The sequence below is a fragment of the Bordetella genomosp. 5 genome (genome assembly GCF_002261315.1).
In the GTDB taxonomy this organism is placed as follows: domain Bacteria; phylum Pseudomonadota; class Gammaproteobacteria; order Burkholderiales; family Burkholderiaceae_B; genus Bordetella.
The window spans coordinates 464,705-477,277 of sequence record NZ_NEVP01000006.1 but is presented as its reverse complement, the minus strand read 5'-3'; the positions used below and the strand labels follow the sequence as shown (position 1 = coordinate 477,277).

At 69.7% G+C, this 12,573-nt stretch carries 11 protein-coding genes; 9 read left to right on the top strand and 2 right to left on the bottom strand.

What is annotated here, in order from left to right:
- Nucleotides 1-101 precede the first annotated feature (101 nt).
- Together CAL25_RS10940 and CAL25_RS10935 are read right to left on the bottom strand one after the other, a co-directional pair.
- Nucleotides 102-956, bottom strand: coding sequence for a DUF2092 domain-containing protein (locus CAL25_RS10940; protein ID WP_094799985.1), 855 nt, complete (start codon nt 954-956; stop codon nt 102-104).
- A gap of 26 nt (nt 957-982) precedes the next feature.
- Entirely contained in the window at nt 983-1,936 is a 954-nt protein-coding gene (locus CAL25_RS10935; RefSeq protein ID WP_094799984.1) for a SphA family protein, read from the bottom strand.
- Between the two features lie 270 nt (nt 1,937-2,206).
- On the opposite strand from CAL25_RS10935, the gene CAL25_RS10930 reads away from it, so the two are divergent.
- From CAL25_RS10930 to CAL25_RS10890, 9 genes are all read left to right on the top strand, one after another.
- Nucleotides 2,207-3,349 carry a formylglycine-generating enzyme family protein gene (locus CAL25_RS10930; protein ID WP_094799983.1) on the top strand — a complete coding sequence of 381 codons (1,143 nt, stop codon included), beginning with the start codon at nt 2,207-2,209 and terminating at the stop codon, nt 3,347-3,349.
- Nucleotides 3,350-3,410: 61 nt separating this feature from the next.
- Nucleotides 3,411-4,403: an AAA family ATPase gene (locus CAL25_RS10925; RefSeq protein ID WP_094799982.1), complete on the top strand. Its 993-nt coding sequence runs from the start codon at nt 3,411-3,413 to the stop codon at nt 4,401-4,403.
- A 4-nt stretch (nt 4,404-4,407) separates the two neighbouring features.
- On the top strand, nt 4,408-5,358 hold the full coding sequence (locus CAL25_RS10920) for a DUF58 domain-containing protein (RefSeq protein ID WP_094799981.1): 951 nt from the start codon (nt 4,408-4,410) through the stop codon (nt 5,356-5,358).
- On the top strand, nt 5,355-5,852 hold the full coding sequence (locus CAL25_RS10915; protein WP_094799980.1) for a DUF4381 domain-containing protein: 498 nt from the start codon (nt 5,355-5,357) through the stop codon (nt 5,850-5,852). Before CAL25_RS10920 ends, CAL25_RS10915 begins: the two co-directional genes overlap by 4 nt.
- Nucleotides 5,839-6,840, top strand: a complete 1,002-nt coding sequence (locus CAL25_RS10910; protein WP_094799979.1) for a VWA domain-containing protein — start codon at nt 5,839-5,841, stop codon at nt 6,838-6,840. Before CAL25_RS10915 ends, CAL25_RS10910 begins: the two co-directional genes overlap by 14 nt.
- Nucleotides 6,825-8,384, top strand: coding sequence for a VWA domain-containing protein (locus CAL25_RS10905; RefSeq protein WP_094799978.1), 1,560 nt, complete (start codon nt 6,825-6,827; stop codon nt 8,382-8,384). Before CAL25_RS10910 ends, CAL25_RS10905 begins: the two co-directional genes overlap by 16 nt.
- Nucleotides 8,381-9,850, top strand: a complete 1,470-nt coding sequence (locus tag CAL25_RS10900; protein ID WP_094799977.1) for a BatD family protein — start codon at nt 8,381-8,383, stop codon at nt 9,848-9,850. The genes CAL25_RS10905 and CAL25_RS10900 overlap by 4 nt, the downstream gene beginning before the upstream one ends.
- Nucleotides 9,847-10,872 carry an HAD family hydrolase gene (locus tag CAL25_RS10895; protein ID WP_094799976.1) on the top strand — a complete coding sequence of 342 codons (1,026 nt, stop codon included), beginning with the start codon at nt 9,847-9,849 and terminating at the stop codon, nt 10,870-10,872. The genes CAL25_RS10900 and CAL25_RS10895 overlap by 4 nt, the downstream gene beginning before the upstream one ends.
- A gap of 39 nt (nt 10,873-10,911) precedes the next feature.
- A complete protein-coding gene (locus tag CAL25_RS10890; RefSeq protein WP_094799975.1) occupies nt 10,912-12,558 on the top strand; it encodes an arylsulfatase in 1,647 nt (548 codons plus the stop codon).
- Nucleotides 12,559-12,573: the final 15 nt, after the last annotated feature.

Sequence of the window (12,573 nt, the reverse complement as noted above, 5' to 3'; positions counted from 1 at the left end):
GTGCAGGCTGCTGCGCGCGCCGCCCACGACCCGAAATGCCCACGCATCGGCGGCGAGCAGGCTGCCGGACAGGCTGGCCGCGCACAGCATCAAAATGGGCTTCATGGCGTGGCTCCCTGGGTCGGCGGGGCGGGAGGCGTTTCGATCGGCACGGCCCGCGCGCCGGCCTCGGGGCGGAAGCGGAAATGCTCGGCGGAGAACGTCGGCGACAGCGTCCAGGTGTAGTCGACCTGATGGCGCGGCCGCGACACCAGCGAGGTGTCGGTCAGCACGAGGCGGCACGGCAGCGGCCGCGCGCCGGCCTGCAGCCAGACCTCCCAATCGACGCCGGGTTGCCGCAGGGCATAGTGATGGCACCAGTGCGGCCCGATGCGGTCCAGGCCGATGCGCTCGGCGGACACCAGCTGCCGCACGTCGTCCGGCGAGCGGCCCCAATAGAAGAGATCGGCGAGCGGCAGCTCGATGCCGTAGCGCGTGGCCAGGGTGTCCACGAGCGCGTTCAGATCCGGCGGCGCCGCCACCGTGCCGTAATAGCCCTGAGCGCCGTTGCCGCCCGCGGTGTAAAGCGTGAAGCGGCTACCGTCGTAGACCATGCCACGCTCCGGGCCATTGCCGCGCACGCGGGCCCGCGCGCGATCGGGCCGGCGCACGTCCAGCTGTGTCTGGTGCAGCATGGCCACGTTCTGCCCGGTGTCCAGAACCGCGTCGGTTGACGAAACGGCGTCCACGCGAAAGGCCGGCAGCGCACGCAGGGCGCGGCCCATGGCGTCCAACGCGGCGAGGGTGCCGGGGTCCAGCGCGGCCGACTCGGGCGCCGCCATCTCCATCACGGACGTCGCCGGTTGCGTCTGCGCCTGCGCCGCGCCCGCCGTGAGCACGAAGAGCGTGGCGCAGCGAATCAGCGTCGGGCGCAAGGCGCATCGGGCGCGGGGCACGCCGGCATCTGGGCAAGTCATTCGGACACCTCCCGAGCGGAGCGGAATCAGAAGAGCAGGGCCGCGCTCGCCATCACGGTTGCGTCGCTGTCGAGACGGCGCGTGCTGGCGACCGTGGGCACCCAGCGCAGGCTGAGCGAGAGCGATCGCTTGTCGCTGAGCTTGCGGTCGTATGTGACGATCGGGCCGAGCGCGAAGTCGTGGCCGCGAAAGCCGTCGAGCCGGTCGGCGGTCGGACCTTTGTCGTCGCCCAGTTGGATCTGGGTGCCGGCCACCAGCCCGAGGCCCACGCCATTGCCGAACATTTTCCGGCCCATCACGTCGAGGCCGAAAATGGGCGCGTTGCGATAATCGGTGGCACTGTTACGTGTATAAAACTGCACGTTAGCCACCGCATCCAGTTGCATGCCCGAATCCGGAAAGATGCCGGTGTAGGCCACCTGCGGCACGAAGGTCCAGTTATTGAGGCTGGGATTGGCAAGATTGTTCTGGTCGTATTTGCCGGTCGGCGCCCAGATATTCAGGCTGAGCGCCATGTGCTGGGTTTTCGAGAAGTGATACCCGGCAATCACGGGCGTGAAATACAGGTCGAACAGGTTCGACGCGGTGTCGCTCGTCTTGCCGCTGGCGCCGCGTGGGCCGGTCAGCGTGGCCGACACCTTGGTCCAGACATACGGCACGGTGATGCTGGAGGCGAAGTTCCAGCGGCCTTCGCCCGTGTCCCAGGTCTTCATCAGCGTGGCCAGCGTGAACGCCACCTGACCGTCGAGGCCCAGCGTCGTGTTGCCGCCCACCGGGGTCTCGCGGCCGCCCTTTATCTTGCCGTCGAAATAGAGCTCGCTCAAATTGATGACGGTGATGGGCTCGGGCGACACGATGCCGATGTTCGGCTGGACCACCGCCCCGGTAACCTGCCGGCCCAGCGCACCCTCGGTGGCATGGGCCGCGCCCGAAAACAGCAGCAACGACAGAAGCGAAACACCACGCTGCGGAAAATTCACGTCGACTCCAAACGGGTACGGATTCGCAAAAATTCGAGCGGGCGCGGACAGGCCCCGATTGCTGCTTAGTGTGCCCTCACAAAATTTCGACGGTCAAGAAAATATTCACAAAAATATCGAAAACCCTCTAGAAATTTATTAGCGTTTTTATTATCTTGAGCGCAGGCTTTGAACCGCGAAGTCTGCGTTGTTACCGCACGATCCTGCTTGATTCGTCATCGCTTTACCACGCCGCAAGGCATTGCTGTCAGTAGCAGATGTGGAGAAGGCATGAAGCAAAAGTTGAAGGTCGGTCTGGGTTTCACCGCGGCGCTGCTCGCGGCCATCGCAATAGGCGCCTATGCCAGCCACCAGGGCGCCACGCCCCACTCGCCGGTGGTGAAGCTTGGCGACGGCAAGGCCGGCCCTGCCGGCATGGCGTGGATCGAAGGCGGCCCGTTTCTGATGGGCAACGATCACAAGATGTCGCAGCCCAACGAGCGCCCCGCGCATACCGTGCGAGTGAGCGGCTTCTGGATGGACGTGCATCACGTCACCAATGCCGAGTTCCGCCGCTTCGTCGACGCGACCGGGTATCGCACCACCGCGGAACAGAAGCCGCGCTGGGAAGATCTGCAACCGCAGCTCCCCGCGGGCACGCCGCGGCCCGACGACAGCCTGCTGGTGCCCGGCGGCATGGTATTCGTCGGCACGGAAAGCGAAGTGTCGCTGCGCGACTACAGCCGCTGGTGGCGCTTCGTCCCGGGCGCGAACTGGCGCCATCCGAACGGACCCGGCAGCTCGATCGAGGGCAAGGACGATCATCCCGTCGTGCAGGTGTCGTACGACGATGCGCAGGCATACGCCCGCTGGGCCGGCAAGCGTCTGCCCACCGAGGCGGAGTGGGAGTACGCCGCGCGCGGCGGGCTCGAGCAGGCCACCTACAGCTGGGGTAACGAGCCCATGCCGCAGGGCCAGGCCATGGCCAACATCTGGGACACGCGCCAGGCCCAACCGTTTCCGGTCGTGAAAGACGAGAAGGTGCAGGTCGGCACGACGCCGGTCGGCGCCTATGCGGCCAACGGCTACGGGCTGTACGACATGGCGGGCAACGTCTGGCAGTGGACGGCCGACTGGTATCGCGTCGACGCCTTCCAGGCGCAGGCACAGTATCGCCAGCCGCCGCTCGATCCGGCCGGCCCCACGCAGAGTTTCGACCCCGACGACGGCAACGTGCCGGCATCCGCGCCCAAGCGTGTCACGCGCGGCGGCTCCTTCCTGTGTAGCGACACCTACTGTATCAGTTACCGCGCCAGCGCCCGCCGCGGCACGGACCCGCTCAACGGCATGTCGCACCTGGGCTTTCGCACGGTGATGACGTCCGAGCAATGGAAAGTGGCCCGCGCCCGCCAGGGCGCACTCGCCAGCCGCTGACACGATCGCTTTGCGCCGGCCCCGCGCGGGCCGGCCACCATGCATTCCGGGAAAAGCAGATATGGCATCTCGCACGGAGATTCTGGCGCTCGAGCAGGTCATGGGGCAGGTGGTGCTGGGGCAGGCGGCGGCGATCCGCCATGTGCTGCTGGCGCTGCTGGCCGACGGGCACGTGTTGCTCGAAAGCCTGCCCGGACTCGCCAAGACCCGCATGGTCAAGGCGCTGGCGGCGCACCTTGCGGGCGACATGCGCCGCATCCAGTTCACGCCGGACCTGCTGCCGGCCGACATTACCGGCGCCGACGTGCTGCAGCCCGAGGCGGCGGGCGGGCATCGCATCGCGTTTCAGCCCGGGCCGCTGTTCGGCAACCTGATCCTGGCCGACGAGATCAATCGGGCGCCCGCGAAAGTGCAGTCGGCGCTGCTCGAAGCCATGGAGGAGCGGCAGGTGACCGTGGGCGGCGTCACGCGGGCGATGCCGGCGCTCTTCATGGTGCTGGCCACGCAGAATCCGATCGAGCAGGAGGGAACCTATCCCTTGCCCGAAGCGCAGATGGACCGCTTCCTGATGAAGGTGCGGCTCGACTACCCCGGGCCGGACGACGAGATGGCGATGCTGGCCATGCTGCGCGGCGACGCGCCGGGCGCGCGAGCGGCCGCCGAGCCGGTTGCGGGCCCAACCGCCGCGCCGGTCTCGCTGAGCCAGGAGGATCTGTTCGCCTGCCGCGCGGAGGTGGCGGCTCTGCCGGTCGCCGCCGCGGTCGATCGTTACGTGGTCGACCTGGTCAACGCCACCCGGCATCCGGCCGATACCGAGCTTGCCGGCTGGATCGCGGTGGGCGCGAGCCCGCGTGGCGCCATCGCGCTCGACAAGGCAGCGCGCGCGCACGCCTGGCTCGAGGGCGCCGCCTACAGCACGCCCGACGCCGTACGCGCGGTGGCGCATGCCGTGTTGCGGCATCGGCTGCATCTGTCGTACGACGCCATTGCGCAGGACGTGAGGGCCGACCGCGTGATCGATCGCCTGCTCGACGTGGTGGCCTTGCCGGCCTGATGTCATGACGACCGCCCCCGATCCCGCCCATGTCTCGCTGCGTGCGCTGATGGCGCTCGAGCCGGCGGCGCGCGGGCTGTCGTTGTCGGCCCGGCAGCGCGCGGGCAGTGTGCTCGCGGGTCCGCACGGGTCGCGGCTGCGCGGGCGCGGGCTGGATTTCGTGGAGCTTCGCCGCTATCTGCCGGGCGACGACCTGCGCCAGCTCGACGCCCGCGCGTCGCTGCGCCTGGGCAAGCCTTTCGTGCGGGTGTATTCGGAGGAACGCGACCGGCCGGTCGTGCTTCTGATCGACCAGCGCATGAGCATGTTCTTCGGCTCGGTGCGCTTTTTCAAATCGGTGATCGCGGCCGAGCTGGCCGCGTTGTGCGCCTGGGCTGCGCTGCGCGCGGGCGACCGCGTCGGCGGCGCGGTGATGACCGATGAGGGCGTGCAGACCTTGCGGCCGCTGCGCAGCCGCGCGGGCGTGCAGGCGCTGCTGGGGCGGGTGGCGAACGCCAATGCCGCGCTGTCGGCGCAGCAACGCGCGCGCGACGCGGCCGGCGTGCTCGACACGGCGCTGCGCACCGCGCGCGGCCAGGCGCCGCACGATTGCCTGATCGTCGTGATCAGCGATTTCGCGGGGGCCGGCGTTCAAACGGAAAGCGAGCTGCGGCGGCTGCGCGCGCACAACGACGTGATCGCCATGCTCGTGTACGACCCGCTCGCCCAGCGCTTGCCTCGGGGCGGGCGCGTGCGCGTGTCGCAGGGAGAGGTACAACTCGATCTGAGCCTGGCCCAGGCGCGTACGCATCGGCCGCTGGCCGACTTTTTCAGCCAGCGCCTGAGCGGCGTGAGCGACATACTGCGCGCCGCGCGCGTGCCGGTGCTGCCCATTGGCAGTGACGACGCCGCCTTGCCGCAGTTGCGGCGCGCGCTGGGTCTGCTGCAGGACGCACCGCGCCGGGAGGCCGCATGACCGCCGCGCCGCCGTCGCTCGATCAGCTGCGCGAGCTGCCTGCGCTGCCGCCGGTGAGCCTCTGGCCTCAGACCTGGGGCTGGGCCGCGCTGGCGGGGCTGCTCTGCGTCGCCGCCGCTGGCTGGGCTTTCGTGGCCCTGCGGCGGCACCGGCGCAACCGCTATCGGCGCGAGGCGCTGGCCGAGCTCGCGCGCCTCGAGCGGCGCGCCCAGTCGGATCCGGCCGTGGCCGCGGGCCTGCCGGCCTTGCTCAAGCGCACGGCGCTGGCGGCCTTGCCGGCGCGCGAACGCAAGCGTGTCGCCGGCCTCGCGGGCGACGCCTGGCTCGATTATCTGAATACCCAGGCGGCCGTGTTTCCGCCGGGCAGCGCCGCGCTGCTGCGGGAGCTCGCCTACGCACCGCCGGCTCATTGGCGCGGGCGCGATGCCGCGCCACTGCGCACGCTGTTCACGGCCAGCCGGCAATGGATGGAGCGCCATCATGTGGCAGCTTGAACATCCCTGGCTGCTGGCGCTGGCCCTGCTGGGTCTGCTCGCGTGGTATGCGCTGCCGCGCTATGCCGACTCGGGCGGCGCGTTGCGGATTCCGTTCTTCGACGACGTGGCGCGCGTGACCGGCGCGGATCCAGCGCGGCCGCGGGTGGCCTCGGGTCAGCGCTGGCTCAATGCCGCCGTGTGGCTGCTGCTCGTGCTGGCGCTCGCCCGCCCTCAGGTGGTGGATCCGCCGCAGACCCGGCAGCAGCCGCTGCGCGACATCCTGCTGGCGGTGGATCTCTCGCAGTCGATGGAGGCGCGCGATTTCCGCGATGCCGAGGGGCGGGCCCAGTCGCGGCTCGATGCGGTCAAGGCCGTGGTGGCCGATTTCGTGCGGCGCCGGCCGCAGGATCGCCTGGGCCTCATCGTGTTCGGATCGGCCGCCTACCCGCAGGCGCCGCCCACCATGGACCACGGCACGTTGAGCTACCTGCTCGACGCCACCCGGGCGGGCATGGCGGGCCCGCACACGGCAATCGGCGATGCGATCGGCCTGTCGATCAGGCTGCTGCAGGCCGCGCCCGAACAGGACAAGCTGGTGATCCTGCTGACCGACGGCAACGACACGGGCAGCGTGGTGCCGCCCGACCGCGCCGCGGCGCTGGCGGCCGCGCAGCACATCACGGTGCACACGATCGGCATCGGCGACCCCGGCGCGACCGGCGAAGACAAAGTCGACTTCGATACGCTGCGTGCGATCGCCGACACGACCGGCGGCACCTTCCACTCGGCCGCCGATCGCGCCGCGCTCGAACAGGTGTACGCCACGCTGGACCGGATGACGCCGCACACCGTGCAGGTGCTCAAGCATCAGACGCGCCATGACTATTACTGGGTACCGTTGGGCGCGGCGTTGCTGTTGCTGGCCGCGTGGCACATCGTCGCGGCCTTCGCGGGCGCGCCGCGGCGCAGCGCCCAGGAAGAGGAGGGCGCATGGACCTCGACCTGAGCGCCTTTCACTTTCTGCGGCCAGCCTGGCTGCTGCTGGTGCCGCTGGCCGTGCTGCTGGCCTGGATCTGGCGGCGGCGTCACGGGCTGGCGCGCTGGCGCGGCGCCATCGCGCCGGCCTTGCTGCCGCATTTGCTCGTGCGTCATGCTTCCAGCCGCGGACCGCGCCCGATCGATCTGCTCGCGCTGCTGCTGGCACTGGGCGGCATCGCGGCGGCCGGGCCGGCGTGGCAGCATGATCGGCCCGATTTTCTGGATGACATGGCGCCGCTGGTTGTGGCGGTCGATCTGGCGCCGTCGATGCAAGCCAATGACGTGGTGCCGACGCGGCTCGAGGCCGTGCGGCACAAACTGCGGGATCTGGTGGCGGCCCGGCCGGGTGCCCGCACCGGCCTGGTGGTCTATGCCGGCACCGCGCACGTGGTGCTGCCGCCTACCGGCGACGCGAGCGTGCTCGGCGTCTTCATCGATGCGCTCGGCACGGATCTGATCACTTCGGCGGGGCGCGATGTGAGCGGCGCGGTCGCGCTCGCCGCGCGCCTGCTGGCTTCCGACGGCGCCGGAGGGACGCTGCTGCTCGTGACCGACGCCGCGCCATCGGAGCCGCTCACCGGCCCGCCAGACGACATACAGGTGCTGGTGCTCGCGGTGGGTCAGCGCAACGTCGGCGCGGTGCTCGACGGCCAGGGGCGTCCGCTGCTGGATGCGCGGGGCGCGGCCGTCACCGATGCGTTCGACGCGGGTGCGCTGCGCGCCATGGCTGCGCGGCTGCATGCGCCTTTGGGCAGCCTGAGCGCCGATGGCAAGGACATCGCCTGGGTCCAGGCCCATGCGCAGCGGCATTACGCGGCGGTGCAGGACGAGGCGGCGCCGCAATGGAAGGATGCAGGCTACTGGCTCTGCGTGCCGTTGGCCTTGCTGGCGCTGGCCTGCGTGCGGCGCGGCTGGGGTGTGGCGTGGGCGGCGGCGTGGGCCGTCGTTCTGCCGTTGAGCCTGCCGGCGCCGGCGCAGGCGGGGCCGCTGGCGGACGCCTTCTTTACGCGGGACCAGCAGGGCCAGCGGGCGCTGGATCGCGGTCAGGGCACCGAGGCCGCTCAGCTGTTCGCGGACCCGTATCGCCGGGGCCGTGCGGCTTACGACGTGGGCGACTACCCGCGCGCTTTGGCGGCGTTCGCGCAGCTGCGCACACCGGAAGGCTATTTTTACCAGGGCAACACACAGGTGAAGCTGCATCACTACGACGCGGCACGGCAGGCGTATCGGCAGGCGCTGACATTGCGACCCGACTGGCAGGAGGCGGCGTTCAACCTGCGCATCGTGGACGCGCTGGTAGCGGCGATGCAGCAGGAAGACACCGGGCAGGGCGCGGAGACACCCGACCAGACCGTGGCCGATCCAAGCGCGAGCCAGGGGCAGGCCAAGGCGGTGGTCCCCGGACAGGCCATGTCCGATGAGGCGTGGCTGCGCAACCTGACGCTGTCGCCCGCGCAGTTTCTGCGCACACGCTTTGCGGCCGAGGACGCGCGTCCGGGAGCGGCGCCATGATGCGATCCTCGGCGCCTGACCCGACGCGCGCCCGGGCTCGCTTCGCCCGGCGGATCTGGCTGGTCGTCGTGAGCGGCCTGTTCGCGGGTCTTGCCGCGCAGTTGCCGGGCTCGGCATGGGCGCAGGCGGGAATGCCCGCCGCGGCTGCGCCGTCCGGGGGGGCCGGTGCCGGGGCTGGGTCCGGCTCCGCGACGCCGGCGGCCGCCGATCGCCCCCTGTTACGGGTCCGGGCAACGCTGGATCAGGCGGGACCGGTCACGGCCGGCGCGACGCTGACGCTGCAACTCGACGTGCTCACGTCCACGTGGTTCACGCAGCCGCCCACTTTGCCGACGCTGGACCTGCCCGGCGCGCTCGTCGCCGCGCCCAGCGGACGGGCACAGATCCTGCATCTGCAGGAAAACGGCATCGCGCTCAGCGGCCTGCGCTACCGCTACGAAATCACGCCGACCCAGGGCGGCACGCTGCGCATTCCGGCGCTGGTGGTGAGCGCGCAGATGGGACAGTCCACGAGTCCCGTACAGGCCAGCACGGCGCCGCTCGCGCTGGAGGTGAAGGGCGGACAGACCGCCACGCTGGCCGTGCAGAGCCTGCAAGCCACGCAGTCCTTCGAGGCGTCGTCGGCCTCGCTGACGGCGGGCGGCCGCATCACGCGCAGCGTGACGCAGCAGGCTCCGGGCGCCCAGGCCATGCTGATCCCGCCCGTGACGCTGGGCGATGCGCCGGGGTTTCGGCGCTACCCGCGCGAACCCGAAGTGCGGACCCTGCGCGATGCCGCCGGCGGCTTCACGGGCGGCGTGCGCGTCGATCGCGCCGACTACGTGGCCGAGCAGGCCGGCTCGCTGGCCTTGCCGCCGCTCACGCTGCACTGGGCCGACGCGGCCTCGGGCCGCGACCAGGCGCTGACCTTGCCGGGGCAGCGGTTCGAGGTGGCCCCGGCGCCCGCCGGCGCCAGCCCGTTCCCGGTGGCGGACGACCTGGCCCGACTCGGCCGCAACCTGCGGATCTCGCAGGCCATCCTGTGGGGCGTGGGCGCCGCGGTGCTCCTGCTCGCGTTGGGCTGGATGCTGCTGCCGTGGCTGCGCCGCCGTGCGAGCGCGCTGAAGGCGGCGGGCCGCCAGGCATGGGACGACTGGCAGGCGTCGGAGACGCGCGCGTGGCGCCGTCTGCGCGCCGCATTGCGCGGCGGCGTGCCCCGACGGGATCGGCTCTACGCCTGGATGGCGCGCGCGGGCGGCGCCCCGAGCCTGGCCGATCTCGCGCGTCGGCTTCCCGACGCCGAGCGCGACGCGGCGCGGCAACTGGCCGCCGGCCTGTACGGCGATAACGCCGGATCGTCGTGGCGGGCGCTCGCCGGTCACGCCGGCCGCTGGCGGCGCATGCTGCGCGCGGGGCGTTCCGATGCGCCAGGCCGCCTGCGCGCCCTGAACTCCGACATCATCCGCGAAGAGGTTCACACACCATGATTGCCAGATTCCGACAAAGCCTGCGCCGCGCCGTGCGTCATGCGGTGCTGCCGCTGTTGTTGCTGCTCGCCGCCTGCGGGTCGATGCCCTCCGATACGCCCGAGTCGGCATTGCCCTCGTGGAAGGACGGCCCCTCACGCAGCGCGATTCTCGAGTTCGTCCGCACCGTCACGACCACCGGTCCGGACTATGTCGCGCCGGCCGATCGCGTCGCGGTGTTCGACAACGACGGCACGCTCTGGGCGGAGCAGCCGGTGTACTTCCAGCTGCAGTTCGCGCTGGACGAAGTGCGCACGCTGGCGCCGGCGCACCCGCAGTGGCGCACACAGCAGCCGTTCCGCGCGGTGCTCGACAACGACCAGGCCGCGCTCCTCAAACAGGGGGAGAAGGGCCTGCTGCCGATCGTGGCCGCTACCCATACGGGCATCAGCGTCGAGGAGTTCGGCCAGCGAGTCGCCAGCTGGACCGAGTCCGCGCGCCATCCGCGCACTGGCCAGCCCTACACGGCCATGGCCTATGCCCCGATGCGGGAGCTGCTGGACTACCTGCGCCGGCACGAGTTCAAGACATTCATCGTGTCGGGCGGCGATGGCGATTTCATGCGGGTGTTCGCGCAGAAGGTGTACGGCATTCCGCCCGAGCAGGTGGTGGGCAGCAGCTTCGTGACGCAGTACGAGATGCGCGCCGACGGGCCGGTGCTGCTGCGCACGCCCAAGCTCGAGTTCAACGACGACGGCCCCGGCAAACCGGTGGCCATCAATCGCTACATCGGGCGGCGCCCGTTGCTGGCCTTCGGCAACTCGGACGGCGATCTGCAGATGCTGCAGTGGACCGCGGCCGGCAGCGGCAAGCGTTTCGCGGGGCTGGTGCACCACACGGATGCGCAACGCGAATGGGCCTACGACCGGCAGTCGCACATCGGCCGGCTCGACAAGGCCCTGGACGAAGCCCGCCAGCGCGGTTGGACGGTGGTGGATATGAAGACGGAATGGAGCCGGATTTACGTGTTTGAAACGCAGTGATTGTTGCAAGTATGCCCGCGGGGCAAAGGAGAGGCAGTCATGAAAGTCAGACAGTGGATGGGCAGCATGCTGCTCGCGGCGGGCGGGCTCGCGCTCGCCAGCGGCGCGCACGCACAGACGGCGGGGAGTACCTCCCCGCCACCCGCGGCCGGCGCCGCGAGCAAGAAACCGAACATCCTGGTGATCTTCGGCGATGACGTGGGGCAGGCGAACATCAGCGCCTACACGCACGGGGTCGTGGGCTATCGCACGCCCAACATCGACCGGATCGCCAAGGAAGGGGTGATGTTCACCGACTACTACGCGGAGAACAGCTGCACGGCCGGGCGCTCGTCGTTCATCACCGGGCAGACACCGCTGCGCACCGGGCTCTCGAAGGTGGGTGCGCCGGGCGCCTCGGTGGGCCTGCAGGCGGGCGACATCACGATTGCCCAGGCGCTCAAGTCGCAGGGCTACGTGACGGCCCAGTTCGGCAAGAATCACCTCGGCGACAAAGACGAGTATCTGCCGACCCGGCACGGCTTCGATCAGTTTTTCGGCAACCTGTATCACCTCAATGCCGAGGAAGAGCCGGAGCGTCCGTACTGGCCCAAAGATCCCAACGACCCCTACGTCAAGAACTTTTCTCCGCGCGGCGTGATCAAGGCAACGGCGGACGGCAAGGTCGAAGACACCGGGGCGCTGACGGCCAAGCGCATGGAAACGATCGATGACGAGACGGTGGGTGCGGCCATCGACTACATCGACAAGCACGGCAAGGGCGAGCAGCCGTTCTTCGTGTGGATGAACACGACGCGCATGCACATCTACACCCACATCCGGCCCGAACACCGTGGCAAGAGCGGCATGCCGGGCAACGACTACGCCGACGGCATGTGGGAGCACGACCAGGACGTGGGCAAGCTCCTCAAGAAGCTCGACGACATGGGGATCGCCGACAACACCATCGTGGTCTACACGACCGACAACGGGCCGAACCAGTTCACCTGGCCCGATGCCGCCACCACGCCGTTCCGCAGCGAGAAGGACTCGAACTGGGAAGGCGCGTTCCGGGTGCCGGCGATGGTGCGCTGGCCGGGGCAATTCCCGGCCGGGCAGGTGAAGACCGGCATGGTCTCCGGGCTGGACTGGTTCCCGACGCTGCTGGCCGCCGTGGGCGATACCGACATCAAGCAGCGCCTGCTCAAGGGCTGGACACCCTCGGGCGGCAAGCAGAACTACCGGGTCCATCTGGATGGCTACAACCAGCTGGACTATCTGCGCGGCAAGAACGACAAGAGCGCGCGCGACGACTTCTATTACTTCAACGACGATGGCTTGCTGGTGGCCATGCGTTGGGGCGACTGGAAGGCGGTGTTCTGCGAGCAGCGCGCACCCGGCAATTTCAACATCTGGCAGGACCCGTTCGTCTGCCTGCGGGTACCCAAGATCTTCAACCTGCGGATGGATCCTTACGAGCGCGCCGATATCACCTCGGATCAGTACAACGACTGGCTGGCGAAGAATTCCTACCTGACCGCCATCGCCACCATGAAGGCGTCCACATTCCTGGAAACCTTCATGGAGTATCCGCCGAGCCAGAAACCGGCCAGCTTCAGCGTGGATCAGGTGCAGGAACGCGTGAACCGCGCGATGGAGAAGCACTTCGAAGAGCAGGCCAAGGCGAAGGGCAAGACCGGCTCGTAAAGCGCGCACGCGCCA